The 24,824-nt window shown below is 66.2% G+C and carries 24 protein-coding genes and 1 tRNA gene; 8 read left to right on the top strand and 17 right to left on the bottom strand.

Going from position 1 to position 24,824, the window contains the following annotated elements; genetic code table 11:
• Positions 1–319 precede the first annotated feature (319 nt).
• The 3 genes from U4012_RS21995 to U4012_RS21985 all read left to right on the top strand — a co-directional run bounded on the left by U4012_RS21995 (position 320) and on the right by U4012_RS21985 (position 3,730).
• On the top strand, positions 320–1,939 hold the full coding sequence (locus tag U4012_RS21995) for an acyl-CoA synthetase (RefSeq protein WP_321801462.1): 1,620 nt from the start codon (positions 320–322) through the stop codon (positions 1,937–1,939).
• A gap of 83 nt (positions 1,940–2,022) precedes the next feature.
• Positions 2,023–2,349: a DUF2288 domain-containing protein gene (locus U4012_RS21990; protein ID WP_012363583.1), complete on the top strand. Its 327-nt coding sequence runs from the start codon at positions 2,023–2,025 to the stop codon at positions 2,347–2,349.
• A 10-nt stretch (positions 2,350–2,359) separates the two neighbouring features.
• The gene (locus U4012_RS21985) at positions 2,360–3,730 is read left to right on the top strand and encodes an MATE family efflux transporter (RefSeq protein WP_321801458.1); all 1,371 of its coding nucleotides are present in this window, start codon (positions 2,360–2,362) and stop codon (positions 3,728–3,730) included.
• Between the two features lie 25 nt (positions 3,731–3,755).
• Here the strand turns inward: U4012_RS21985 and U4012_RS21980 are convergent, their stop codons facing one another.
• On the bottom strand, positions 3,756–3,941 hold the full coding sequence (locus tag U4012_RS21980) for a hypothetical protein (protein ID WP_044844881.1): 186 nt from the start codon (positions 3,939–3,941) through the stop codon (positions 3,756–3,758).
• 135 nt (positions 3,942–4,076) lie between these two features.
• On the opposite strand from U4012_RS21980, the gene U4012_RS21975 reads away from it, so the two are divergent.
• Entirely contained in the window at positions 4,077–4,247 is a 171-nt protein-coding gene (locus U4012_RS21975; protein ID WP_014897413.1) for a hypothetical protein, read from the top strand.
• 208 nt (positions 4,248–4,455) lie between these two features.
• On the opposite strand, the gene U4012_RS21970 is transcribed toward U4012_RS21975, so the two are convergent.
• Both U4012_RS21970 and sixA read right to left on the bottom strand, forming a co-directional pair.
• A complete protein-coding gene (locus tag U4012_RS21970; protein ID WP_257775169.1) occupies positions 4,456–5,262 on the bottom strand; it encodes a GNAT family N-acetyltransferase in 807 nt (268 codons plus the stop codon).
• Positions 5,263–5,421: 159 nt separating this feature from the next.
• Positions 5,422–5,883, bottom strand: a complete 462-nt coding sequence (gene sixA / locus U4012_RS21965; RefSeq protein WP_321801455.1) for a phosphohistidine phosphatase SixA — start codon at positions 5,881–5,883, stop codon at positions 5,422–5,424.
• Between the two features lie 163 nt (positions 5,884–6,046).
• Between sixA and U4012_RS21960 the strand changes: the two genes are divergently transcribed.
• Positions 6,047–6,123 (top strand) — tRNA-Pro (locus tag U4012_RS21960).
• Positions 6,124–6,277: 154 nt separating this feature from the next.
• A complete protein-coding gene (locus U4012_RS21955) occupies positions 6,278–6,727 on the top strand; it encodes a hypothetical protein (RefSeq protein ID WP_321801453.1) in 450 nt (149 codons plus the stop codon).
• Positions 6,728–6,779: 52 nt separating this feature from the next.
• On the opposite strand, the gene ppx is transcribed toward U4012_RS21955, so the two are convergent.
• Positions 6,780–8,297, bottom strand: coding sequence for an exopolyphosphatase (ppx, locus tag U4012_RS21950; RefSeq protein WP_321801451.1), 1,518 nt, complete (start codon positions 8,295–8,297; stop codon positions 6,780–6,782).
• A gap of 279 nt (positions 8,298–8,576) precedes the next feature.
• Here ppx and ppk1 point away from each other — a divergent pair, with 279 nt between their 5' ends.
• Positions 8,577–10,640, top strand: a complete 2,064-nt coding sequence (ppk1, locus tag U4012_RS21945; RefSeq protein WP_044844886.1) for a polyphosphate kinase 1 — start codon at positions 8,577–8,579, stop codon at positions 10,638–10,640.
• A gap of 114 nt (positions 10,641–10,754) precedes the next feature.
• On the opposite strand, the gene phoR is transcribed toward ppk1, so the two are convergent.
• The 11 genes from phoR to U4012_RS21890 all read right to left on the bottom strand — a co-directional run bounded on the left by phoR (position 10,755) and on the right by U4012_RS21890 (position 22,994).
• Positions 10,755–12,074 carry a phosphate regulon sensor histidine kinase PhoR gene (gene phoR / locus U4012_RS21940; protein WP_257775172.1) on the bottom strand — a complete coding sequence of 440 codons (1,320 nt, stop codon included), beginning with the start codon at positions 12,072–12,074 and terminating at the stop codon, positions 10,755–10,757.
• Between the two features lie 57 nt (positions 12,075–12,131).
• Positions 12,132–12,833 (bottom strand): phosphate regulon transcriptional regulator PhoB, encoded by a 702-nt coding sequence (gene phoB / locus U4012_RS21935; protein WP_006750313.1) that lies wholly within the window; start codon positions 12,831–12,833, stop codon positions 12,132–12,134.
• 31 nt (positions 12,834–12,864) lie between these two features.
• Entirely contained in the window at positions 12,865–13,569 is a 705-nt protein-coding gene (gene phoU / locus U4012_RS21930; RefSeq protein WP_044844888.1) for a phosphate signaling complex protein PhoU, read from the bottom strand.
• Between the two features lie 18 nt (positions 13,570–13,587).
• Positions 13,588–14,436: a phosphate ABC transporter ATP-binding protein PstB gene (gene pstB / locus U4012_RS21925; protein ID WP_039319486.1), complete on the bottom strand. Its 849-nt coding sequence runs from the start codon at positions 14,434–14,436 to the stop codon at positions 13,588–13,590.
• 15 nt (positions 14,437–14,451) lie between these two features.
• Positions 14,452–15,345, bottom strand: a complete 894-nt coding sequence (pstA, locus tag U4012_RS21920) for a phosphate ABC transporter permease PstA (RefSeq protein ID WP_321801445.1) — start codon at positions 15,343–15,345, stop codon at positions 14,452–14,454.
• A complete protein-coding gene (gene pstC / locus U4012_RS21915) occupies positions 15,342–16,325 on the bottom strand; it encodes a phosphate ABC transporter permease PstC (protein WP_044844890.1) in 984 nt (327 codons plus the stop codon). Before pstC ends, pstA begins: the two co-directional genes overlap by 4 nt.
• 94 nt (positions 16,326–16,419) lie before the next feature.
• Positions 16,420–17,454: a phosphate ABC transporter substrate-binding protein PstS gene (pstS, locus tag U4012_RS21910; protein ID WP_124523546.1), complete on the bottom strand. Its 1,035-nt coding sequence runs from the start codon at positions 17,452–17,454 to the stop codon at positions 16,420–16,422.
• Positions 17,455–17,907: 453 nt separating this feature from the next.
• Complete coding sequence (glmM, locus tag U4012_RS21905; RefSeq protein ID WP_321801441.1) at positions 17,908–19,263, bottom strand: phosphoglucosamine mutase; 1,356 nt, start codon at positions 19,261–19,263, stop codon at positions 17,908–17,910.
• Between the two features lie 36 nt (positions 19,264–19,299).
• On the bottom strand, positions 19,300–20,241 hold the full coding sequence (gene folP / locus U4012_RS21900; RefSeq protein ID WP_321801439.1) for a dihydropteroate synthase: 942 nt from the start codon (positions 20,239–20,241) through the stop codon (positions 19,300–19,302).
• Between the two features lie 28 nt (positions 20,242–20,269).
• A complete protein-coding gene (ftsH, locus tag U4012_RS21895) occupies positions 20,270–22,165 on the bottom strand; it encodes an ATP-dependent zinc metalloprotease FtsH (protein ID WP_044844894.1) in 1,896 nt (631 codons plus the stop codon).
• Positions 22,166–22,331: 166 nt separating this feature from the next.
• Positions 22,332–22,994 carry an RlmE family RNA methyltransferase gene (locus U4012_RS21890; RefSeq protein WP_124487584.1) on the bottom strand — a complete coding sequence of 221 codons (663 nt, stop codon included), beginning with the start codon at positions 22,992–22,994 and terminating at the stop codon, positions 22,332–22,334.
• A 193-nt stretch (positions 22,995–23,187) separates the two neighbouring features.
• On the opposite strand from U4012_RS21890, the gene U4012_RS21885 reads away from it, so the two are divergent.
• Positions 23,188–23,715 carry a YhbY family RNA-binding protein gene (locus U4012_RS21885; protein WP_044844896.1) on the top strand — a complete coding sequence of 176 codons (528 nt, stop codon included), beginning with the start codon at positions 23,188–23,190 and terminating at the stop codon, positions 23,713–23,715.
• Between the two features lie 58 nt (positions 23,716–23,773).
• Here U4012_RS21885 and U4012_RS21880 read toward each other — a convergent pair whose 3' ends face one another.
• Positions 23,774–24,232 carry a DUF4149 domain-containing protein gene (locus U4012_RS21880; protein WP_044844897.1) on the bottom strand — a complete coding sequence of 153 codons (459 nt, stop codon included), beginning with the start codon at positions 24,230–24,232 and terminating at the stop codon, positions 23,774–23,776.
• A 14-nt stretch (positions 24,233–24,246) separates the two neighbouring features.
• Complete coding sequence (gene greA / locus U4012_RS21875; RefSeq protein WP_021163362.1) at positions 24,247–24,723, bottom strand: transcription elongation factor GreA; 477 nt, start codon at positions 24,721–24,723, stop codon at positions 24,247–24,249.
• Positions 24,724–24,824 lie beyond the last annotated feature (101 nt).

The raw sequence follows: 24,824 nt of genomic DNA, 5'->3' as shown, positions 1-24,824 counted from the left end.
GAGGGAGAACGGGAAGGTTGTGTCAGCGCTTGCGCAGACGGCCGGTGAACCGGCCGGACAGCGGATCGACGCGGCTGGCGAACGCCACCAGCGCCCCGATTCCGAAGAGGCTGAACCCCGCAGCTATCAGAAGCAAATCCATGGTCATATCACTGTTTTGTCGTGATCTTATGCGTCATGACGGAATCGTGCACTGAGCCGCACCGGTTGCACGAGTCCGCACATTCCCTATCTATCAGACGCCATTGTGGTTTCGGTCGCGTGAAATGCCGATGTAATCCATCGACCGATGCCGACGATCGACGCCAAGGAGACTCGCATGCTGCCCGCCGCCGACCGCTACGACGACCTGCTCGCCCGCTTCCGGTGGGACGTTCCGGCCCGTTACAACATCGGCGTGGACGTCTGCGACAAGTGGGCCGACGGCAGCGGACGGCTCGCGCTGATCCACGAAACGGCGCAAGGCGACGTGTCGCGCCTCACGTTCGACGACCTGAAGAATGCTTCTAACCGTTTCGCGAACAGCCTCGCGCGGGCGGGTTTGCAACGCGGCGACCGGATCGCGATCTTCCTCGCACAGGGTCCGGAAACAGCGATCGCGCATCTCGCCGCGTACAAGCTCGGCGCGATCGCGGTGCCGCTGTTCACGCTGTTCGGCGCCGACGCACTCGAATACCGGCTCGCGAACAGCGAAGCCGCCGCGCTCGTCACCGACGCAGCCGGTTACGCGAAGATCGCGTCGCTGCGCGCGCAACTGCCGATGCTGCGCACGTGCTACTGCATCGGCGACGATGCACCCGACGCCCCCGGCGTGCTGCGCTTCGACGCCGCGCTCGCCGCCGAATCGCCGGACTTCGTGCCGGCGGACACCGCGGCCGACGATCCGGCGGTGATCATCTACACGTCCGGGACGACCGGCAAGCCGAAAGGCGCGCTCCATGCGCATCGCGTGCTGCTGGGCCATCTGCCGGGCGTCGAGATGTCGCAGCAATGCTTCCCGCGCGACGCACGCCTGTTCTGGACGCCCGCCGACTGGGCCTGGATCGGCGGGCTGCTCGACGTGCTGCTGCCGTCATGGCATCACGGCGTGCCCGTGCTCGCGCGCCGCTTCGAGAAGTTCGACGGCGAAGCCGCGTTCGCGCTGATGGCGCGGCACGGCGTGACCCACGCGTTCCTGCCGCCCACCGCGCTGAAGCTGATGCGCGCGGTGCCGGCGCCGCGCGAGCGCCACGCGCTGGCGCTGAAATCGGTCGCGAGCGGTGGAGAATCGCTCGGCGCCGGGCTGACGGCCTGGGGGCGCGACGCGCTCGGCGTGACGATCAACGAGTTCTACGGACAGACCGAGTGCAACATGGTGCTGTCGTCGTGCGCGGCGCTGTTCGATGCGCAGCCCGGTGCGATCGGCAAGGCCGTGCCCGGCCACGTGGTCGCGATCGTCGACGAGCACGGCACGCCGCTGCCGCCCGGCGTCGAGGGGCGCATCGCGGTGCGCCGCCCCGACCCGGTGATGTTTATCGAATACTGGCGCAATCCCGCCGCCACGCGCGACAAGTTCGCGGGCGACTACCTGCTCACCGGCGACACCGGCACGATCGACGCCGACGGCTTCGTGCGCTTCGTCGGCCGCGACGACGACGTGATCACGAGCGCCGGCTACCGGATCGGCCCAGGGCCGATCGAGGACTGCCTGCTCACGCATCCGGCGGTACGGATGGCGGCCGTCGTCGGCGTGCCCGATCCGACGCGCACCGAGATCGTCAAGGCGTTCGTCGTGCTGAACCCCGGCCACGTCGGCGACGACGCGCTCGTCCAGGCGCTGCAGGCGCACGTGCGCACGCGCCTGGCCGCGCACGAGTACCCGCGCGCGATCGCGTTCGTCGACGGCCTGCCGATGACGGCGACCGGCAAGATCGTGCGGCGCGCGTTGCGCGACACTTGAAACGGTCGTGGCCGTACCGGGCGGCCGGCCGCGCGCCCGGATGGTTTATAGTGGCGCCACGCAGTCTTTCCAGCACACAACCGATGTCCTCCCACCAACACGAATCCGCCGCGGGCGCGTCGCACAGCCCGCTTTACGCCAAACTCCTGGGCGAAACCGCCAAGATCGACTGGTGCGATCTCGAACGCTTCTTCGCACAGGGCAAGCTGCTGTCGGTCGCACGCGATCTCGATCTCGTGAGCGTCGCGGAAGCGATCGCCGGCGACGACGCGCAACAGGTCACGCGCTGGCTGTCGTCCGGCCTCGTCGCACGCATGCCGGCGGAAACCGCCGCCGACTTCGCGGCGCGCAATCCGGAGCTGTGGGCGGTCGTCGTGTCGCCGTGGGTCTGCGTGCAGGAACGCGCCTGACGCGTTCGCCATGTCCGAATCCGCATTACCGCACGGGGCCGGCACCGGGTCGGCCGCCGTCTCGCACCGGCGCGTCCTCGCGCTCGCCTTCCCGATCGTCCTCGCAAACCTGACCCAGCCGATCCTCGGCGCGGTCGACACGGCCGTCGCCGGCCACCTCGACGGCGCCCAGTATCTCGGCGGCGTCGCACTCGGCGGGCTGTTCTTCAATTTCGTGTTCTGGGGCTTCGGCTTCCTGCGCATGGGCACGACCGGCCTCGTCGCGCAGGCGCACGGCGCCGGCGACGCCGCCGGCATCCGGCTGAACGTGCTGCGCGCGCTGATCGTCGCGTTCGCGCTCGGCACCGCCGTGCTCGCGCTGCAGGTGCCGCTGCTGTCGTTCGCGCTGACCGCGCTGGGCGGCAGCGAGGCCGTGCGCACGACGGCGCTGGCCTATGGCCACGCACGGATCTGGAGCGCGCCGTTCGCGCTCGCCAACTACGTCGTGCTCGGCTACCTGCTCGGCGTGCAACGCGTACGGCTCGCGCTCGTCGCGCAGGTCTTCATCAATGCGGTGAATATCGGGGCCGTGCTGCTCTACGTGTACGGCTTCGGCTGGGGCATCGCCGGAATCGGTGCGGCGACCGCGACCGCCGACGCATGCGGCTTCGCGCTCGGCGCCTGGATGCTGTGGCGGCTGCGGCCGCGCGGCCTCGCGCCGCTGGCCGCGCGGGCGCTCGCGGACCGTGCGGCACTCAAGCGGCTGATCGCGCTCAATCGCGACATCTTCCTGCGCACGCTGTGCCTGCTCTGCGCGTTCGGCTGGTTCGCGCATCTCGGCGCCAGACAGGGCGACGCGACGCTCGCGGCCAACGCACTGCTGCTGAATTTCCAGACCTTCATGGCCTACGGACTCGACGGTTTCGCGCATGCGGCCGAGGCGCTCGTCGGCGCCGCCGCCGGCGCGCGCGACCGCGCCGCCTTCCGGCAGGCCGTGCGCGTCACGCTGCTGTGGTCCGCGCTCGGCGCGCTGCTGTTCGCGCTCGTCTACTGGGTCGCGGGCGGCTGGATCGTCGCGCGGCTGACCGACCAGGCCGAGATCCGCGCGGTCGCGCTGCGCTACCTGCCCTGGGCGGCGGTCTCGCCGATCGTGTCCGTGTGGGGATTCCTGCTCGACGGCGTGTTCATCGGCGCAACGCAGACGCAATCGCTGATGCGTGCGATGGTCGCGTCGTTCGCGATCTTCATCGCCGCGACGCTGGCGGCCGTCGGCCCGTTCGGCAATCACGGGCTGTGGTTCGCGCTGCTGCTGTTCATGGTCGCGCGCGGCGCGACGCTCGCGCGCTACCTGCCGGCGCTGACGCGGCGGATCGGCGCCGACGCGGCCGCGGCCGGCACCTGACGACCGCGAAGGCCTGCCGCTATCGTCACTGCACGGCTGCGGGTGCCGACGACGCCGGCTCGCCGAGCATCGACGGCGGCGTCATGTCGGTCGGCACACCGTGGTAATCGGCCGGATCTTGCGGCGGGTGGCCACGACGGGCCTGGCGGGGATCGCTGGCACAGCCGGCAAGAATGGACGCGGCCAGCACGGCCAGCATGAAACGGGTCATCGGGAAGGCTCCGTAAGACGGCGCGCCCATCGCGCGCCAGGACCGCGCCGAGTCTAGCGGAATTCCGGGTTAGGGATCGTCCCGCGCGTGTCCTAATATGAATCCATGGCGCTGTGCCGTTGAAAGGAGGCAGCCATGTCGTCTGAAGAGATTGCCGGCCTGATCGGCCTGTTCATCGGCCTGATGGTGCTCGTCGCCCTGTCCTATTTCGAGTCGCGCGAATACAAGCGCAACCATGGCGGCGAAGGGATGATCCATCACTGGATGGCCGAACACCATCTGCTCGACTGGCGGCGCAAGCACTAGGCAAGCCCGCCGTGTCGTCCGGGCCGCCGCGCGCGGGGCCCGCTCCGAACGTGCGTCCACCCGCACGGTGGTCGGCGCATATCGCTCGAATTAACAGGGTCGGATAAGACAACATCCCCGGAATGGTCGAACGCCGTCGCGCGACAACCTGCCGCGCGACGGCGTTCGCTTGCGCGCGCCTGGATCAGCGCGCCGCGATCGGGATGGCTCAGCCCAGGAAGTGCCGGGCGTAGCGGGCGTTGATGTCCGACAGCCGGAACAGCGTCAGGAAGTCCGCGCAGTTGAAATCGGGATCCCACGCCGGCGCGCCGCAAATCTTCGCGCCGAGACGCAGATAGCCCTTGATCAGCGGCGGCGGCGCGACGACGGTGCCCGTCTGCAGTTCGTCGACCGGCAGCGCCGTGTGCGGGAACGCGCGGTATTCCGGCGCCGTCAGCGAATTCGCCGGCAGCGACTGATACAGGTTCGCCGCGTAATGGCCGCCGTCGGCCATCGATACGCTCGCGCAGCCGAGCATCGTCTCGTAGCCGTTTTGCATCATGTATGCGCCCAGACCGCCCCACAGCGCCATGATGACGGCGCCGCTGCGGTAGTCGCTGTGCACGCACGAGCGGCCGACCTCGACCATCTTGCCGCGCAGGTGCGTGAGGCGCGACAGGTCGAATTCGCCCTCGGCATACAGGCGGCCGACCCGCGCGGCCTCGTGCGGCGGCAGCACGCGGTACGTACCGACCACCTTCAGCGTGTCGAGATCGCGCACCAGCAGGTGGTCGCAGTAGGCATCGAACGGATCGACGTCGAGACCGGACGGACCGCTGACCTGCGCGCCCATCTCTTCGGCGAACACGGTGTAGCGCAGGCGTTGGGCCTCGCGCAGTTCGTCTTCCGTGCGCGCCCAGGCGGCACGCAGACGGTACTCGGATGTGACGGTTTCAGCAGCGCGCGGCAGGTGACGCCGCGTCGTGTCGAGGGGAAGCGAGGCAAAAGGGAGCGTAGGCGTCGGCAGTTCTCGCATTAGGCTTTCCTGATCGTAAGGAATAGGACGACATGCCAGCCAATGTAGTAACCGGTCGTTACCGTTCTGTGGCACGACCGTGTCCTTTCAATGACGTGTCGCCGAATTGACTTTAGCAGAAAGCTTGCGAAACCGTATGATCAAAGCCCGCAAACCCCTTCAGGCCAGCTCCGGCGTCAATACCGCGCGCAGCACGGCCTGATGGTTGCCGTCGCGCGTGCGGCTCGCGAGCCACACGATGCCGCCCTTCTTGATGCTCCAGCTGTCGTCGTTGCCGGCCATCAATTGCGCCGCAACGCTGCCGAGCGTCGGCTGGTGTCCGACGATCACGACCGTCGGCGCGATGCCGTCCGGCCAGCCGGCGGCGGCCAGCACGTCGTCGACGCTACCGCCCGGCGCGAGCGGATCGACGGTCCGGTACTGGTCGGTCAGCGCCTCGACCGTCTGCACGGTGCGCGCCGCCGGGCTCGCGAGGATCACGCTGTTCGACTCGAGCCGGCTGCGCAGCCATTTGGCCATGGCCTGCGCTTCCTTGCGCCCGCGGGCCGTCAACTGGCGTGCGAGGTCGTTTGCCGCGTAGTCTTCGGCTTCGGCGTGGCGCCACAGGATCAGGTTCATCATGATGTCTCTCTCCATGCTTCGACGAATGGTTCGGCCGACCACCCGCGGGCCGGACGATCACACTTCGAATTGTCGCCAATCGCGAGCGGTTCGTGACGACGTGCGCCGTATGCAAAACGTGATTGACCCGGCCACCCATTAGACGATAGAATCTTTGGCTCGTCGGAGCGTAGCGCAGCCTGGTAGCGCATCTGATTTGGGATCAGAGGGTCGAAGGTTCGAATCCTTTCGCTCCGACCACGATACACGATAAGGGTTGCAAGCCATCGCGCTTGCAGCCCTTTTTCGTTTGCTCCGCCGTGCGTCTTCTCAACCGCTGCCGCCCCATGCAGAGCCCGCGCACGAATCTTGCGGGAACACGCGATAATGTCCGCGACCCAACCCGCAACCGCGCATGAAAAAAACCGTTTTCAAGACCGCCCTGCTCGGCGCGCTGCTCGCAATCGGCGCATTCGGCACCCTCGGCGCGTCCGGCGCCGCGTCGGCCAAGTCGCTCGACGACGCGCTCGACTGCCATTCGAACGGCCACAAGTTCGTCGCGCCGCTGCTCGCGGCCGGCGACATCGAGTCGGAGCCGATGCACGTCGAAGCGAATTCGGTGAACGCGTTCCGCACGAACCATCCGCTGACCGCCTACGGCTTCGGCGTCTACGTCGTGCTCGGCTACCAGGCGAACGATCCGATCTTCCAGCCGGGCGACGGCACGCCGATCGGCAAATGGGCGTACGGCGTCGTGGTACGCGGCACGAAGAGTGCAGTCGAACAGGCCGTTCGCAATGCCGGCAGCGACGCAACCGTCAAGCAGGCGTTCCCGTTCCTGACCGCGATCGTGTGCTCCGACTGAGCACACCGCGAGGCAAGCGGCGCGAGCGCGCCGCGCCCTCGATGGCGTCTCGTCACGCGCCCGTATAAACCACGCGATACGGAATCCCGACCTTCTCCCACTCGGCCGCTTCCTGGCTGAGGCTGTAGTCGGTCAATGGGTTCTGCTCGACCCACGCGCTCGGCAGGCGCACTTCATACCCGCCCTTCTTCATCTGCGACACGGAAATGTCCGGCAGCCCGGCATCGGTCCGGCGCCGGCACAGCAGCGCGGCGAGCCGCAGGCAAAACAGCAGCGGCCATTCGACGTCGCGCGCCTGCGACAGCTTGCCGAGCTTGCCCGCATGCCCGAGCACGAGCGCGGCGAGGCGCGCCTGGTCGGTGCGCGAGAAGCCCGGCATGTCGGCGTTGCTGGCGATATACGCGGAATGCTTGTGATACGAGCTGTGCGAGATCGACAGGCCGATCTCGTGCAGCGCGGCGGCCCAGCCGAGGAACATCCGGCCTTCCTCGCGCGCTTCTTCGTCGTCGGACGCCTCGAGCTCGTCGTAGAACCGCACCGCCAGTGCGGCGATCCGCCCGGCCTGCGCGCGATCGACGCCGTAGCGGCGCATGAAACCCTCGACGGTCACCGCACGCATGTCCTCGTGCTGGGCCCGGCCGAGCAGGTCGTACAGCACGCCGAGACGCAGCGCGCCGTCGGTGGTGTCGACGTAGTCGACACCCAGTTCCTCGAATACCGCGAGCATGATCGCGAGGCCGCCGGCAAGCACCGGCACGCGATCGGGCTTCAGCGCGATCAGCTTCAGCCGGTTCACGTTCTCGGCCTTGATCAGCGCGCGCTTCAGGCGTTCGAGGCCGCCGCGCGAAATGCCGTGCGTAATGCCGGCGTCGTTGAAGCCGTTCGCCTCGACGAGCTCCGCGAGCGCACGCGCGGTACCCGACGAACCGATCGCCTGGTCCCATCCGGCCTTCTTGTACTCGCTGGAAATGATCTGGATCTCGCGCTTGGCCGCGAGTTCGGCCTGCCGCATCGTGTATTCGTCGACGTTGCCGGCCGGGAAGAACGCCCGGCTATGGCTCACGCAGCCGATGTAGAGACTCTCCATCACGAGCGGCGTGTAGTGCGAGCCGATGATGAATTCGGTCGAGCCGCCGCCGATGTCGACGACGAGCCGCTTGCCCGCGCTCGCCGGCACCGAATGCGCGGCACCCGCATAGATCAGGCGCGCCTCTTCGCGACCCGCGATCACTTCGATCGGAAAACCGAGCGCCGCTTCGGCTTCGCCGAGGAATTCGCCCGCGTTCTTCGCGACGCGCAGCGTGTTGGTCGCCACCGCGCGCACATGATCGGGATGGAAATCGCGCAGGCGCTCGCCGAACCGCTTGAGCGCCTCCCAGCCACGTTCCTGCGACGCGCGATCGAGCATCTTGTCGCTCGACAGCCCCGCGGCCAGTCGAACCGGCTCGCGCAGCGCATCGACGGGATAGATCTGGCTGCCCGCCGGCGTTTCCTCGACGCGCCCGACGATCAGCCGGAAGCTGTTCGAGCCGAGATCCACGGCAGCCAGCAAGTGGGGGGATGTAACCATCAGAAGGGGGCTCCGTGCGCGTTCGCCCGCGGCAGCCGCTCCGGCCTCGCTGGACGATCAATCAAAGGCGATATTTTAAGCGTGGAACGCTTGCCATTGCCACGCTTCACGGGCATGTACTCGGGTAGAAAGTATATGGCCGAAACATTTATGAGACGAATCGGTTCAAGCGTAGAATTTCCCGATATAAATACATTATTGTCATCAGCACGTCATCGTACCGTGAGAGTTTCCGAGCGTCCTTTCGAATCATCGCCCGAATCACCCCCTACTCTGCCGATGTCAGTCCGCTATCCGCTTCTCAATCGTGAACTCGGCATCCTCGGCTTCAACGAGCGCGTGCTGGCCCAGGCAGCCGACCCGCACATTCCGTTGCTCGAGCGACTGCGCTTCATCTGCATCACCAGCAGCAACCTCGACGAGTTCTTCGAAGTCCGGATGGCCGGCCTCCAGGAACAGATCCGCGACAACCCGGGCGCCCTGACGCCCGACGGCATGTCGCTGCAGCACGCTTACGATCTCGTCGTCGAGCGCGCGCAACGGCTCGTGCACCGCCAGTACACGATGCTGCACGAAACCGTGCTCCCCGCGCTCGAACAGGAAGGCATCTACTTCCACGCGAGCGACTCGTGGAACGACGAGCAGCTCGAATGGGCGCGCCGCTACTTCCTCGACGAACTGCTGCCGGTGCTGACGCCGATCGGCCTCGATCCCGCGCATCCGTTCCCGCGCGTGCTGAACAAGAGCCTGAACTTCGTCGTCGAGCTCGAAGGCCGCGACGCGTTCGGCCGCCAGGCGGTGATGGGCATCGTGCAGGCGCCGCGCGCGCTGCCGCGCGTCGTGCGCATGCCGCAGGCGCTGTCGGGCTTCGAGCACGGCTTCGTGCTGCTCAGCTCGTTCATGCAGCGCTTCGTCGGCGAACTGTTCCCGCAACTGGTCGTGAAGAGCTGCAACCAGTTCCGCATCACGCGCAACAGCGAACTGTTCGTCGACGAGGACGAAATCACCAACCTGCGCGTCGCGCTGCAGGGCGAACTGCCCGCGCGCCACCTCGGCAATGCGGTACGGCTCGAAGTGTCGGCCGATACGCCCGCGCATATCGTGCGACGCCTGCTCGAGGAAAGCCTGCTCGGCGAGAAGGACTGCTACCGCGTGTCCGGCTCCGTGAACCTCGTGCGGCTGATGCAGATCCCCGATCTCGTCGATCGACCCGACCTGAAGTTCGCGCCGTTCACCGCATCGATCCCCCCCGCGATCGCGAACGCGCCGACGATGTTCGACGCGATCGACGACGGCGACATCCTGCTGCATCACCCGTACGAGAGCTTCCAGCCGGTGCTCGAATTGCTGCAGCAGGCCGCGAAGGACCCGAGCGTCGTCGCGATCAAGCAGACGATCTATCGCACCGGCACCGATTCGCCGCTGATGGACGCGCTGATGGAAGCCGCGCGCAACGGCAAGGAAGTGACCGTCGTCGTCGAGCTGCTCGCGCGCTTCGACGAGGAAACCAACATCAACTGGGCGTCGCAGCTCGAAGCCGTCGGCGCGCACGTCGTGTACGGCGTGGTCGGCCACAAGTGCCACGCGAAGATGATGCTGATCGTGCGGCGCGTCGTGCAGAACGGCAAGGCGTCGCTGCGCCGCTACGTGCACCTCGGCACCGGCAACTATCACCCGCGCACCGCCCGCCTCTACACCGACTTCGGGCTGATGACGGCCGACCAGAAGATCTGCGAGGACGTCCATCACGTGTTCCAGCAGCTGACCGGGATCGGCGGCGAGCTCACGCTGCACGAGCTGTGGCAGTCGCCGTTCACGCTGCATCCGCGCATCATCGAATCGATCCGCGCGGAGATCGACAATGCACGCGCCGGCAAGCGCGCGCGCGTGGTCGCGAAGATGAACGCGCTGCTGGAGCCGTCGGTGATCGCCGCGCTGTACGAAGCGTCGCAGGCCGGCGTGAAGGTCGACCTGATCGTGCGCGGCGTGTGCGCGCTGAAGCCGGGCGTGCCGGGGCTGTCGGACAACATCACGGTGCGCTCGATCGTCGGGCGCTTCCTCGAACACCACCGCATCTACTATTTCCACGCGGGCGGCGCCGAGGACGTGTATCTGTCGAGCGCCGACTGGATGGACCGCAACCTGTTCCGCCGCGTCGAAGTCGCGTTCCCGATCCGCGAGCGCAAGCTGAAGCGCCGCGTGATCGCCGAGGGGCTGTCGGTCTGTCTCGGCGACAACCAGTCGGCCTGGCAGATGCTCAGCGACGGCCACTACCGCCGGCGGCGCGCGGGCAAGACGATCCGCAACGCACAGCTCGGGCTGCTCGCGAAGTTCTGTTCGTAGGCACCGGCGCACGGTTTCGCGTGCCGCGCACCAAACGAAAAAGCACAGCCCGAGGGCTGTGCTTTTTTCATTCCGCCGGGGTGCCGACGTGAGGCACCGCTTCGCGTGACGCGCTCACGCCTCGAACGCGGCCGGCCGGATCGCGATGATCCGCGAGCCCGGGAAGCGCGCGGTGAACGTGCTCCCGCGCCCTTCCTCGCTCTGCACGTACAAGTGCGAGTCGTGCCGCTGCAGCACGTGCTTGACGATCGCGAGGCCGAGCCCCGTGCCGCCCGTATCGCGCGAGCGGCTGCGGTCCACGCGGTAGAAGCGTTCGGTCAGCCGTGGCAGGTCGGCGGCCGGAATGCCGAAGCCGCTGTCGGTGACGGAGAACACACCCTGCGCGCCCTCGCGCCGCCACGACACGAAAATCTTGCCGCCGTCCGGCGTATAGCGGATCGCGTTGGTCACGAGGTTCGCGAACGCACTGAACACTTCGGTCTGCGCGCCCGTGACGCCGAGCGTCTCGTCGATCGCGAACGCGATCTCGTGATGCCCGTTCGACAGCGTCTGCGCATCTTCCTTCAGATGGTCGAACACGGCACGCATGTCGATCGCGTGATCCATCGGCGGCTTGCTTTCGCCCTCGAGCTTCGCGAGCACCAGCAGGTCGGTGACGATGTGCCGCATCCGCGACGCCTGCTGCTCCATCATCTCGAGATAGCGCGCGCGATCTTCCTCGTTCAGCGGCAGTTCGCGCATCGTCTCGAGGAAGCCCGACAGCACGGTCAGCGGCGTCTTCAGTTCGTGCGACACGTTCGCGACGAAGTCGCGCCGCATCGCGTCGGTCCGCTCGAGCTCCGTGATGTCCTGCGTGAGCAGCAGCTTGCGGTTCTCGCCGTATGGGAAAACCTGCACTTCCAGCACGTTCTGCCGCGAGTCGCCCATCCCGCGCATCACGAGCGTCTCGTCGTAATGCTGCGCGTTCAGGTAACGGACGAACTCCGGATGACGGACCAGGTTCGTGATGTGCTGGCGCAGGTCGCGCTTCGCATCGAGGCCGAAGTGCACCTCGGCGATCGCGTTGCACCACTCGATCTGGTCATGGTCGTCGAGCATCGCGACGCCGTTCGGCGACGCCTGGATCGCCTGGATGAAGCGCGAATGCTGCTGCTCGACCTGGCGCACCTGCGCATGCCACTGCTTCGCGAGCTTGTGCAGCCGGTAGTAGATTTCGCCCCAGATGCCCGGTGCGCTCGGCACCTCGCCGTAGACGGGCGCATCGAGCAGACGCCACAGGCGTTGCGTATGGAAGGTGCTGAAGAAGCCCTGCGCGACCAGCATCACGGCCGCGAACCCGAGGGCCGCGGTCGGGCCGGCGAATACGCCGACCAATACGCTGATCAGCACGAGCAGCACGAGCGACACCAGAAAGCGCGCCCAGATGATGTTCATGATTCAGCGTCCGAAAGAATGAACGGCATGCCGTGGCACACGGCATGTCCGGATACGTTACGCGTGCTTGGCGAGCCGGTAGCCGCTGCCGCGTACGGTCTCGATCATCGCATCGCAGCCGGCCGGTTTCAAGGCCGCGCGCAATCGTTTGATATGGACGTCGACGGTACGTTCCTCGACGAACACATGATCGCCCCAGACCTGGTCGAGCAGTTGCGTGCGGCTGTGCACGCGCTCCGGATGCGTCATGAAGAAATGCAGCAGGCGGAATTCGGTCGGGCCGAGATCGAGCTTGATCTCGCTGCCGTCGCCGTGCGCGGCGACCCGATGCGTGGCCGGATCGAGGCGCAGCCCGTTGATCGACACGACGTCCTCGGTCAGCTGCGGCGCGCGGCGGCGCAGCACGGCCTTGATGCGCGCCATCAGTTCCTTCGGCGAGAACGGCTTCGTCACGTAGTCGTCCGCGCCGATCTCGAGGCCGAGCACCTTGTCCTGCTCGTCGCCGCGCGCGGTCAGCATGATGATCGGGATGTGCTTGGTCCGTTCATTGTTGCGCAGGTCGCGCGCGAACGCGATGCCGGACTTGCCCGGCAGCATCCAGTCGAGCAGCACGAGATCGGGCAGCACGTCGCTGATCAGGTTCTGCGCCTGCTCCGCGTTGTACGCGCGGATCGGGCAGTGACCGGCATGCTGGAGATTCACCGAGATCAGTTCGGAAATCGCTGGCTCATCTTCGACGACGAGAATGTTGCTGGGCATCGGCACCTCTGTTCTTCCTATACGGAGTCGATTAACTGTTGGCTTCGCGATCGAGCGTGTCGCGCGGCTGGTGCCGCACGTCGGTGCCCTTCACGATGTAGATGATGAATTCGGCGATGTTCTTCGCGTGGTCGCCGATCCGTTCGATCGCCTTCGCGATGAACAGATACTCGAGGCCGACCGAGATCGTGCGCGGATCTTCCTGCATGTACGACACGAGCTTGCGCACGAACGCGCGGAATTCGAGGTCGATTTCCTTGTCGTCCTTGACGATCTGCGCGGCCGCCACCGTATCGAGGCGCGCGAACGCGTCGAGCGCGCGGCGCAGGATCGTCACGGCCATCTCGCCCGACACCTTGATCTCGGCGATGTTCACCGCACGCGCGGCCGGTTCTTCGATCAGGCGGCGCACGCGCTTCGCGATCTTCTCGGCCTCGTCGCCGGCGCGCTCGAGGTTCGTAATCGTTTTCGAAATCGACATCAGAAGACGCAGGTCGCGCGCGGCCGGCTGCCTCCGCGCGATGATGTTGCCGCACTCCTGGTCGATGTCGACTTCCATCGCGTTCAGCGTTTCCTCGGCCGCGATCACCTTCTCGGCCGCATCGCGGTCGAATTCGTTCAGCGCGTGCATCGCGCCGACGATCTGCGACTCGACGAGCCCGCCCATTTCCAGCACTTTCGACGACACGGCATTCAGGTCCGCGTCGAACTGGCTCGACAGATGTTTATCCGACATGGTTGTGATTCTCCGTCATCAGCCGAAACGGCCGGTGATGTAGTCTTCCGTTTCCTTGCGCACCGGCTTGATGAAGATCTTTTCGGTTTCGCCGAATTCGATCAGCTCGCCCAGGTACATGTAGGCCGTGAAGTCCGAGCAGCGTGCGGCCTGCTGCATGTTGTGCGTGACGATCACGACCGTGTAGTCGCTCTTCAGCTCCGCGATCAGTTCCTCGATGCGGCCCGTCGAGATCGGGTCGAGCGCCGAGCACGGCTCGTCGAGCAGCAGCACTTCCGGACGGATCGCGATGCCGCGCGCGATGCACAGACGCTGCTGCTGGCCGCCCGACAGACCGTAGCCGCTCTGGTTCAGCTTGTCCTTCACTTCGTTCCACAGCGCGGCCTTCGTCAGCGCCCACTCGACGCGATCGTCCATCTCCGAGCGCGTGAGCTTTTCGAACATCTTCACGCCGAACGCGATGTTGTCGTAGATCGACATCGGGAACGGGGTCGGCTTCTGGAACACCATGCCGATCCGCGCACGCAGCAGCGAGATGTCGCGCTTGGTGGTCAGCAGGTTCTCGCCGTCCATCAGGATTTCGCCTTCGGCGCGCTGCTCCGGATAGAGCGCGAACATCTTGTTGAACGTGCGCAAGAGCGTCGACTTGCCGCAGCCCGACGGGCCGATGAACGCCGTCACCTTCCCTTCGGGAATGCGCAGGTTGATGTTCTTCAGCGCGTGGAACTTGTTGTAGAAGAAGTTGAGGTTGTTGACCTCGATCTTCGCGTTCAGCGGCGCCAGCGGACGGCCATGCGCCGCATCGTGCGTGCCGGCGGGCGCAGCGGTGCGCTCGACGGGATTCAGGTGGCTTTCTGCCATATTCATCGGATTGCTCCGCCGTTACTTTTTCGAGAAGATCGAGCGCGCCAGGATGTTGAGTCCGAGCACCCCGAGCGTGATCAGGAACACGCCCGCCCATGCGAGCGACTGCCATTCGGCGAACGGGCTCATCGCGAACTTGTAGATCGTGACGGGCAGGTTGGCCATCGGCTGGCTCATGTCGACCGAGAAGAACTGGTTCGACAGTGCCGTGAACAGCAGCGGCGCCGTTTCGCCGGCGATCCGCGCGATCGCGAGCAGCACGCCCGTCACGATCCCGCCGACCGACGCGCGCAGCGTGATCTTCAGCACCATGCGCCACTTCGGCGTGCCGAGCGCGACGGCTGCTTCGCGCAGCGCGTTCGGCACGAGCTTCAACATGTTCTCGGTCGTGCGGATCACGATCGGAATCTGCAGCAGCGCGAGCGCGATCACGCCGGCCCAGCCCGAGAAGCGCCCCGACTTCGCGACGACGATCGCGTACACGAACAGGCCGATCACGATCGACGGCGCCGACAGCAGGATGTCGTTGATGAAGCGGATCGTGCTCGCCAGCAGGTTCTTCTGGCCGTATTCGGCGAGATAGACGCCCGCGAGAATGCCGATCGGCGTGCCGACCAGCGTGCCGAAACCGCACAGCAGCAGGCTGCCGACGATCGCGTTCGCCAGGCCGCCGCCTTCGGTATTCGGTGCCGGCGTCGATTCGGTGAACAGCTGCAGCGACAGGCCGCCGACACCGAGATGCACCGTCGTGTAGAGAATCCACACGAGCCACAGCAGGCCGAATGCCATCGCGGCGAGCGACGCGGTCAGCGCGATCGCGTTGGTCACCTTGCGCTTGCGCTGCAGGCGGTTGCGCATCGCGTCGAGCGCGGCGCCGTTCGGCCCCGGGAAATTCATGATGGGCTCGCTCATTTCTTGCCCTCTCCCTTCTCGAGACGAAGCAGCAGCAGTTTGGAGATGGACAGCACGATGAACGTGATCACGAACAGGATCAGGCCCAGTTCCATCAGGGCGGACGTATGCAGGCCCGGTTGCGCTTCCGCAAATTCGTTCGCGAGCGCCGACGTGATGCTGTTGCCCGGTGCGAACAGCGACACGCTGTCGAGCAGGTTCGTGTTGCCGATCACGAAGGTCACGGCCATCGTTTCGCCGAGCGCGCGGCCGAGGCCGAGCATCACGCCGCCGATCACGCCGGTCTTCGTATAGGGCAGCACGACCTTCCACATCACTTCCCACGTCGTGCAGCCGATCCCGTACGCCGATTCCTTCAGCAGCACGGGCGTAACTTCGAACACGTCGCGCATCACCGATGCGATGTACGGGATGATCATGATCGCGAGGATCACGCCGGCCGCGAGAATGCCGATGCCGATCGGCGCGCCGGCCGTCAGCGGACCGAGCACCCACACGTCCTTGAAGAGATGGCCGATCGGTTTCTGGAAGTATTCGGCGAAGATCGGCGCGAACACGAGCAGGCCCCACATGCCGTACACGATCGACGGAATCGCGGCGAGCAGCTCGATCGCGATGCCGAGCGGGCGGCGCAGCCACACGGGCGACAGTTCGGTGAGGAACAGCGCGATGCCGAAACTGACCGGCACCGCGATGACGAGTGCAATCAACGACGTCACGATCGTGCCGTAGATCGGCACGACTGCGCCGTAGACATCCGAGTTCGGATCCCACTCGGATTGCCACAGGAAGCCGAGGCCGAACTTCTGGATGGTCGGCAGCGACGCAATGATGAGGGAAACGATGATCCCGCCCAGCAGCAGCAGGGTCACGATCGCGGCGAGCCGTGCGAGGCCGCCGAACAGAACGTCTCCGAGACGGCTCGGCGCGCGTTGCTGCGCGGCATCGGACCGGGAGGACGTGTACGAAATATCAGACATGGGCGCCTGTTCTGGATCGCCGGGCGCCGTAACGCCCGGCCTTACCGCACACACTGCCCGGCCGGCACGACCGGGCAGCGAACCGCTGGATGGCTTACTCTGCGGCGACCGGCTTGCCCGATGCGTCCGTCACCTTCGTCTTCCACTGCTTGCGGATTTCCGTCTCGACCGATGCCGGCAGCGAGATGTAGTCGAGGCTGTCGGCGGCCTTCTCGCCGTTCTTGAACGCCCAGCTGAAGAACTTCAGCGTTTCGGCGCCCTGCTCCGGCTTGTCCTGCTTCGCGTGCAGCAGCACGAACGTCGCGCCGACGACCGGCCATGCTTCCTTGCCCGGCTGGTTCGTCAGGATCTGGTAGAACGACTTCGACCAGTTCGCGCCTGCAGCAGCGGCCTTGAACGTTTCGGTCTTCGGCTCGACCACCGTGCCCGTCGAGTTCTTCAGGGCCGTGTAGATCATGTTGTTCTTCTTCGCGTACGCCCACTCGACGTAGCCGATCGCGCCCGGCAGGCGCTGCACGAACGCCGCGACGCCGTCGTTGCCCTTGCCGCCCGTACCCGTCGGCCAGTTGACCGTCGTGCCTTCGCCGATCTTCGACTTCCATTCGTCGTTGACCTTCGACAGGTAGTTCGTCCAGATGAAGCTCGTGCCCGAGCCGTCAGCGCGGCGAACGACCGCGATGTCCGTATCCGGCAGCTTGACCTTCGGGTTCAGCGCGGCGATCGCCGGGTCGTTCCACTTCTTGATCTTGCCGAGATAGATGTCGCCGAGCACCGGGCCCGACAGCGTCAGTTCGCCAGCCTTCACGCCCGGCACGTTGATCACCGGCACCACGCCGCCGACCACCGTCGGGAACTGGAACAGGCCTTCCTTCGCGAGCTCTTCATCCTTCAGCGGCGCGTCCGAACCGGCAAAATCGACCGTCTTCGCGACGATCTGCTTCAGGCCGCCCGACGAGCCGATACCCTGGTAGTTCACCTTCGCGCCGCCGGACTGCTGGTAGTCCGCAGCCCATTTCGTATAGATCGGCATCGCGAACGTGCTGCCTGCGCCCGTGATGTCGGCAGCTTGCGCGGCGACTGCGAAAAGCGCGCCAGCCAGGCCGGCAATCGCGGTTTGCATCAATTTCATGAGACCTCCAGTGTGTGAGCGGATGACTACGGCACCGCGAAGGTTAGGGGCTCCTCATGACGATAATGTGACAATCGATGAAACTGGCGTGACAGTAACATGACTGGTTGAAAGGGTGTAGCGGGCCCGGTTCGGGCAGCCGCACAAGCGCGGCGTGGCGGGGTTGGCGGCAAGAATTGCCGGCCGGGAAGAGGCAGATCGGCACCGCCGATGCGGGATGCGAGCGAATCGTATCGCAGCGCACGCGGGCCGGAAAGCCCCGTTGCCGCGGCTGTCGCGATTCAGGTCGGATGGTTTCTTTGATCAGACGAAATCCGCGTCGAAAGCGCCTTCTATCTAATAGCGCAAACCTTTGCGTCTGACGAATTGCGGCGCCCGCAGGCGCCGCATGTCGAATCACCGGGGCGGCGGCGCGCATACGGCCGGACCGTCGCGCGCCGTTGCCGACCCGGTTCAGGCCGTCGCCGCGCGCACCGCGTCGGCGATTGCTTCCGCGTGACGCGTCGCGTCGGCCGCATGCCGGGCCTCGACCATCACGCGCAGCACGGGCTCGGTCCCCGACGCGCGGATCAGCACGCGGCCGTGACCGGCCAGCGCGCCTTCGGCCGCGTCGATCGCCGCACGAATCGATGCGTTGCCCTTCCAGTCGGCACCCGGTTTCATCCGCACGTTGATCAGCTTCTGCGGGAACAGCGTGACGCCGTCGAGCATCTGCGCGAGCGTGCGGCCGCTGCGCCTGAGCGCGGCCAGCACGAGCAGCGCCGACACGATGCCGTCGCCGGTCGAATGGCGGTCGAGCGACAGGATGTGGCCCGAGCCTTCCGCGCCGAGCTGCCAGCCGCGCTCGCGCAATTGTTCGAGCACATAGCGGTCGCCGACCGCCGCGCGCACGAACTCGACGCCCTCACGCTGCAGCGCAACTTCGACCGCGAGGTTCGTCATCAGCGTGCCGACCGCGCCGTCGACCTTGCCGACGGTCGCGATGCGGTCCTTCACGAGCACGTAGAGCAGCTCGTCGCCGTTGTACAGCCGGCCGGTCGAATCGACGACCTGCAGGCGGTCCGCATCGCCGTCGAGCGCGATGCCGAGGTCCGCATGGTTCGCCCGCACCGCGCGCATCAGCGCGTCGGGCGCCGTCGCGCCGACCCCGTCGTTGATGTTGAAGCCGTTCGGCGCGACGCCGACCGGAATCACGTCCGCGCCGAGCTCGTGGAACACGTGCGGTGCGATCTGGTACGCGGCGCCGTGCGCGCAGTCGATCACGAGCTTCAGCCCGCGCAGATCGTAGGCGGCCGGGAACGTGCTCTTGCAGAACTCGATGTAGCGGCCGGCCGCATCGTCGAGGCGGCGCGCCTTGCCGAGCCGGTCCGACGATGCGCATTCGAGCGGTTTGTCGAGCCATGCCTCGATTTCGGCTTCCGTTTCGTCGGGCAGCTTGTTGCCGTCGGCGGAGAAGAACTTGATCCCGTTGTCCTGGTACGGGTTGTGCGATGCGCTGATCACGACGCCGGCCGACAGGCGCAGCGCGCGCGTGAGATACGCGACACCCGGCGTCGGCATCGGGCCGGCCAGCATCACGTCGACGCCGGCCGCCGAGAAGCCGGCCTCGAGCGCGGCCTCGAGCATGTAGCCCGACACGCGCGTGTCCTTGCCGATCAGTACCGTCGGCCGTGCACCGGCCGCGACGTCGGCCGCACCGGCCAGTACCTTGCCGGCTGCATAGCCGAGACGCAACACGAAATCAGGCGTGATGGGCGCCTCGCCCACCGTGCCGCGAATGCCGTCCGTGCCGAAATATCGACGTCCCATGGCGAACCTTCCTCCTTCGTCTTTCTGATTTCTGACTTATCGTTGCCGCGCGGCTTCGCGCACGGCGTTCCAGACCTTCAACGCATCGACCGTCGCCGCGACGTCGTGCACGCGCACGATCGCAGCTCCACGCTCGACCGCGCACAACGCGGCCGCCACGCTCGCCGCGACGCGTTCCATCGGCGGCTTGCCGCCGATCACCGCGCCGAGCATCGACTTGCGCGACATGCCCGCGAGAATCGGATACGCGCGCCCGTCGGGCCGCGCCGGCGCCGTGTCCGGCAGCGCGGCCAGCAGCGCGTAGTTGTCGTCGACCACCGCCTTGCCGAACCCGAAGCCCGGATCGACGCAGATCCGTTCCGGCGCGACGCCCGCGTCGCGCAGCGCCTGCGCGCGCGCGGCGAGAAAATCGCGCACGTCGCTCACGACGTCGCCGTAATCGGGCTCGCCGACCTGCATCGTCTGCGGCTCGCCGAGCATGTGCATCGCGCACAGCCCGCTGTTACCCTCGCGCACCGCATCGATCGCGCCCGGCTGACGGAAACCCCAGATGTCGTTGATCAAGTCCGCGCCGGCAGCGAGCGCCGCGCGCATCACGACCGGCTTGTAGGTGTCGATCGACAGCGGCACGTTCAGCGGCCGCAACGCTTCGACCAGCGGGATCACGCGCGCGAGTTCCTCGTCGAGCGGCACGGGCGGCGCGCCGGGACGCGTCGACTCGCCACCGATGTCGATCAGGTCGACGCCTTCGGCGATCATCCGCTCGGCCTGGCGCAGCGCATCGTCGCGCGCGAGGAAGCGGCCGCCGTCGGAGAACGAATCGGGGGTGGCGTTCAGAATGCCCATCACGAGCGGGCGCTCGAACGTCAGGGAGAAACGGCCGCACTGCAGCGGCGCGGGAATGGATGCTGAAACAGCGGAATCGGGCACGGGCGGGAGGCGTTGATGAATGCAAAACGGGCCGGTGTGAAGCCACACCAGCCCGTGAACGGTGCTACGACGAAGGTCAGGCCGGCGAAGCAGGCGCCGGCGCGTTGCCGGGCTTCACTTCGGCGGTGGTGCCGCCGCCCGACGAATCGCCGCCGACAGCCGGCGAACTCTTCGGCGAGCGCGGCGGACGCCCTTCCATGATGTCGTTGATCTGATCGGCGTCGATCGTTTCCCACTCCATCAGCGCGGCCGTCATTGCCTCCACCTTGTCGCGGTTCTCTTCGAGCAGGCGGCGTGCAAGGCCGTACTGTTCGTCGAGCACGCGGCGGATTTCGCCGTCGACCTTCTGCTGCGTCGCTTCCGAGATCGTGCGCGTGAAGCCTCGGCCGAACGGGCCGTTGTCGCTCTCGTCGTCGACGTAGACCATCGGCCCGAGCGCGTCGGTCATGCCGAAACGGGCCACCATCGCGCGTGCCGTCTGCGTCGCCTTGTTGAAGTCGTCCGACGCGCCGGTGCTGATCAGGTTCAGGAACAGCTCCTCGGCCACGCGGCCGCCGAACAGGATCGCCAGGCGGTCGAGCAGGTAATCCTTCGAATACGTCTCGTTGTCGTGCTCCGGCAGCTGCCACGTGACGCCCAGCGCGCGACCGCGCGGGATGATCGTGACCTTGTGCACCGGGTCGGCCTTCGGCAGCAGCTTCGCGATCACCGCGTGGCCCGACTCGTGGTAAGCCGTCGCGCGCTTCGCTTCCTCGCGAATCACCGCCGACTTGCGCTCCGGACCCATGAAGATCTTGTCCTTCGCGTCCTCGAAATCCTGCATCTCGACGATGCGCTTGCCGCGGCGGGCGGCGAACAGCGCCGCTTCGTTCACGAGGTTCGCGAGATCGGCGCCCGAGAAGCCCGGCGTGCCGCGCGCGATCACCGCTGCGTCGACGTCGTTCGCGATCGGCACCTTGCGCAGGTGCACGCGCATGATCTGCTCGCGGCCGCGGATGTCCGGCAGGCCGACATAGACCTGGCGGTCGAAACGGCCCGGACGCAGCAGCGCCTTGTCGAGCACGTCGGAACGGTTGGTGGCGGCGATCACGATCACGCCCGAGTTCGCTTCGAAGCCGTCCATCTCGACCAGCATCTGGTTCAGCGTCTGCTCGCGCTCGTCGTTGCCGCCGCCCATGCCGGCGCCGCGATGACGGCCGACCGCGTCGATTTCGTCGATGAACACGATGCACGGTGCGTGCTTCTTCGCCTGTTCGAACATGTCGCGCACACGGGCCGCGCCGACGCCGACGAACATTTCGACGAAGTCGGAACCCGAGATGCTGAAGAACGGCACCTTCGCTTCACCGGCGATCGCGCGGGCGAGCAGCGTCTTGCCGGTACCCGGAGGGCCGACGAGCAGCACGCCGCGCGGAATGCGACCGCCCAGCTTCTGGAATTTCTGCGGGTCGCGCAGGAAGTCGACGAGCTCGGACACTTCTTCCTTCGCTTCGTCGCAGCCCGCGACGTCGGAGAAGTTCACCGCGTTGTTGTTCTCGTCGATCAGCCGCGCACGCGATTTCCCGAACGAGAATGCGCCGCCTTTGCCGCCTCCCTGCATCTGCCTCATCATGTAGAACCAGAACACGATGATCAGGATCGTCGGCCCGAGGTAGTACAGCGCGGACATCAGCGCGTTCGGCTCGTCGTCGGCCTTGCCGCTGACCTGCACGCCGTACTTCATCAGATCGCCGACCATCCAGATGTCGCCGGGCGACACGATCTGGTATTTCTGGCCATCAGCCGGAGTGACGGTGAGGTTGCGCCCCTGAACGATGACGTTCTTGACCTTGCCGTTCTTGGCGTCGTCCATGAACTGCGAATAGGACACACCTTCCTGGACGCGGGGCTTGTCGAACTGCTTGAACACCGTAAACAGCACCAGTGCGATCACCAGCCACACTGCTGCCTTCGAAAACATATTGTTGTTCAAAGCACCACTCCTTCACTCGTAGACGAGCGCCTACATTTTCCTTGCGGCGCTCCTCGGTCATTCTAATCCAGTCCGACCACCCCTGCCATAAGGATTGACAACCGCCGCGATAGCGCTTCGCTTGTCTGGCAAGGGCCGGAGCCCGTTTGCGGCACCCCGCTCCGCGTCACCGCGGATGCTTCAGATGCCGACCCAAAATGAACGTTTCGGACGATTTGTCGCGGGACGCCTTCGGCTTGCGCGGCGCGACAGTCTTAAACTGCTGTTTGAACTTTTCGACGATCTGGCTGTAGCCGCTGCCGTGAAAACACTTCACGAGCAGCGCACCGTCCGGCTTCAGATGATTCTGCGCGAATTCGAGCGCCAGATCGCACAGATGCTCGATGCGCGCCGCGTCCGCCGAGGCCACGCCGGAGAGGTTGGGGGCCATGTCGGAAATAACAAGGTCCACCGCGCGACCTTCGAGCACTTCTTCGAGCCGGTGGAGGACGTCGTCCTCGCGGAAATCGCCTTGCAGGAAGTGGACGTCCGCGATCGGCTCCATCGGCAGGATGTCGAGCGCCACGATCGTGCCGTCGATGCCGCCTTCGCGCTCCGCGTCGCGCTTCTTGCCCTGCGCGAGCTTGTTGCGGGCATACTGGCTCCAGCTGCCCGGCGTCGCGCCGAGGTCGACGATCACCTGGCCCGGACGGATCAGCTTGTCCTGCTCGTCGATTTCCTTCAGCTTGTACGCGGCGCGCGCGCGATAGCCCTCCCGCTGCGCCATTTTGACGTACGGGTCGTTGATGTGGTCGTGCAGCCAGTGCTGGTTAAAGCGGTTTTTTGCCATTCGAGAGAGAGATTGCTGCTATTTGCTTCGTGAAGCCGTGCTTTTGGCGGATAATACGCGTCTTCTTCGCGCGGCTGCGGCCCCTTCCGGGCCCAAGCCGCGATTTTACGTGGTTTCGGCGCGCGGCTGATGCGGTAACTTCCCGCGATTCGCTTCTGACGCAGCGCGCCCCTATTTAGATTTCGACATTTCCATGCCCGCCCTTTCGCTTTCCCCCGCCGAGCGCTCCGCGCTGCGCTCCCAGGCCCATGCGCTCAAGCCCGTCGTGCTGATCGGCGCCGAAGGGCTCACCGACGCCGTGCTGAAGGAAATCAAGGTGCACCTCGCTGCGCACCAGTTGATCAAGATCCGTGTGTTCGGTGACGAGCGCGACGAGCGCGTCGCCATTTACGACGAGATCTGCGACCGCCTGAACGCGGCGCCGATCCAGCACATCGGCAAGCTGCTGGTGATCTGGAAGCCCGAGGCTGCCGTGGCGGCCCCGGCCCGCGGCCGTCGTGCCGGCGCGCTGCCGAGCGCGGCCGAAGCCGTCGACGACAAGAAAGGCCGTGCACCGCGCACCGTCAAGGTCGTCAAGGTGTCGCCGAACGCGAGCCCGGTGCGCCGTCCGCGGCCGGTGAAGGTCACGGTGCGCGGCAACGAGCGCGTGACGGCAGGCGGCACGGTGAAGCGCGCGAAAAAGCGTCAGGCCAGCACCAAGCGGCCGCACCAGGGCAAGTAATCCTGCCGCGCGGCACGGGGCACCCCGTGCCGCGTTGCCCGCGCGGCGCTCAGGCCATTCAGGCGTCTTGCGCCGGCAGACGCCAGATCAGCATCAGCCCCAGCACGCTCTCGACGAGATAGAACAGGCTCGAGACGCCGTGCAGCATCCCGAAGCGGCTCGCATACGGCGAGTTCGCGATATCGGTGCCCGCCTCCATCGCGGCCACCCGCAGCGCGTTCATGAACGGCTGCAACGCAAAATACCCGACCAGCACGCACGCGACCATCGCCGCGACGATCCAGCGCACGCGACGATAATCGCCGCTGCCGCGCCGCACCTGCTGGTTCGACAGCGCGAGCAGCAGCACGCCGCATACGACACCGAGGATCGCCTCGATGCGGAACAGCTGGGCGGCGACCGAGCCGGCCGTCATCCGCTCCAGCGTCCTGAACAGCACGGGCGCGACCGCATACCCGATCGTCAACAGGCTGCCGACCCACACGGCCGACAGCAGGCGGAACACGCGATGCGGCATCACGTCGCCCCGCTTCAGATATAGCTGACCGAGATGATTTCGTACTCGCGCACGCCGCTCGGCGCCTGCACGGCCGCGACGTCGCCTTCGGACTTGCCGATCAGCGCGCGCGCGATCGGCGAGCTGACCGAGATCAGGCCGTGATCGATATCGGCTTCGTCGTCGCCGACGATCTGGTACTTGACGGTGTCGCCGGACTCGAGATCCTCGAGTTCGACTGTCGATGCGAAGACCACGCGGCCTTCGGCGTCGAGCACGGTGGGATCGATGACCTGCGCGGCCGACAGCTTCGATTCGATTTCCGCGATGCGACCCTCGATGAAGCCCTGTTTTTCTTTCGCAGCGTCGTATTCGGCGTTTTCGGACAGATCGCCCTGTGCGCGGGCCTCCGCGATCGCGTTGATCACGGCCGGCCGCTCGACGGACTTGAGACGCTGCAATTCATCGCGCAGTTGCTCTGCGCCACGCTTTGTCAACGGAATGGTGCTCATAAACGGCTCAATCGCTAAAAACGGCTATAAAAAAAATCACCGCGATTAAACGTATTTCCGGTGAACCGGAAACACCGCTTAATCGCGGCACGTGTTGCTTC

Origin of the sequence: Burkholderia sp. BCC1988, from assembly GCF_905339895.1 — a bacterium.
GTDB lineage: Bacteria > Pseudomonadota > Gammaproteobacteria > Burkholderiales > Burkholderiaceae > Burkholderia.
This window is presented reverse-complemented; position numbering and strand designations above follow the sequence as displayed.

Coding starts and splice junctions, on each gene's coding strand:
- U4012_RS21995 (WP_321801462.1), top strand. CDS start 320: ATGCTGCCCGCCGCCGACCGCTACGACGACCTGCTCGCCCGCTTCCGG.
- U4012_RS21990 (WP_012363583.1), top strand. CDS start 2,023: ATGTCCTCCCACCAACACGAATCCGCCGCGGGCGCGTCGCACAGCCCG.
- U4012_RS21985 (WP_321801458.1), top strand. CDS start 2,360: ATGTCCGAATCCGCATTACCGCACGGGGCCGGCACCGGGTCGGCCGCC.
- U4012_RS21980 (WP_044844881.1), bottom strand. CDS start 3,941: ATGACCCGTTTCATGCTGGCCGTGCTGGCCGCGTCCATTCTTGCCGGC.
- U4012_RS21975 (WP_014897413.1), top strand. CDS start 4,077: ATGTCGTCTGAAGAGATTGCCGGCCTGATCGGCCTGTTCATCGGCCTG.
- U4012_RS21970 (WP_257775169.1), bottom strand. CDS start 5,262: ATGCGAGAACTGCCGACGCCTACGCTCCCTTTTGCCTCGCTTCCCCTC.
- sixA (WP_321801455.1), bottom strand. CDS start 5,883: ATGATGAACCTGATCCTGTGGCGCCACGCCGAAGCCGAAGACTACGCG.
- U4012_RS21955 (WP_321801453.1), top strand. CDS start 6,278: ATGAAAAAAACCGTTTTCAAGACCGCCCTGCTCGGCGCGCTGCTCGCA.
- ppx (WP_321801451.1), bottom strand. CDS start 8,297: ATGGTTACATCCCCCCACTTGCTGGCTGCCGTGGATCTCGGCTCGAAC.
- ppk1 (WP_044844886.1), top strand. CDS start 8,577: ATGTCAGTCCGCTATCCGCTTCTCAATCGTGAACTCGGCATCCTCGGC.
- phoR (WP_257775172.1), bottom strand. CDS start 12,074: ATGAACATCATCTGGGCGCGCTTTCTGGTGTCGCTCGTGCTGCTCGTG.
- phoB (WP_006750313.1), bottom strand. CDS start 12,833: ATGCCCAGCAACATTCTCGTCGTCGAAGATGAGCCAGCGATTTCCGAA.
- phoU (WP_044844888.1), bottom strand. CDS start 13,569: ATGTCGGATAAACATCTGTCGAGCCAGTTCGACGCGGACCTGAATGCC.
- pstB (WP_039319486.1), bottom strand. CDS start 14,436: ATGAATATGGCAGAAAGCCACCTGAATCCCGTCGAGCGCACCGCTGCG.
- pstA (WP_321801445.1), bottom strand. CDS start 15,345: ATGAGCGAGCCCATCATGAATTTCCCGGGGCCGAACGGCGCCGCGCTC.
- pstC (WP_044844890.1), bottom strand. CDS start 16,325: ATGTCTGATATTTCGTACACGTCCTCCCGGTCCGATGCCGCGCAGCAA.
- pstS (WP_124523546.1), bottom strand. CDS start 17,454: ATGAAATTGATGCAAACCGCGATTGCCGGCCTGGCTGGCGCGCTTTTC.
- glmM (WP_321801441.1), bottom strand. CDS start 19,263: ATGGGACGTCGATATTTCGGCACGGACGGCATTCGCGGCACGGTGGGC.
- U4012_RS21890 (WP_124487584.1), bottom strand. CDS start 22,994: ATGGCAAAAAACCGCTTTAACCAGCACTGGCTGCACGACCACATCAAC.
- U4012_RS21885 (WP_044844896.1), top strand. CDS start 23,188: ATGCCCGCCCTTTCGCTTTCCCCCGCCGAGCGCTCCGCGCTGCGCTCC.
- U4012_RS21880 (WP_044844897.1), bottom strand. CDS start 24,232: ATGCCGCATCGCGTGTTCCGCCTGCTGTCGGCCGTGTGGGTCGGCAGC.
- greA (WP_021163362.1), bottom strand. CDS start 24,723: ATGAGCACCATTCCGTTGACAAAGCGTGGCGCAGAGCAACTGCGCGAT.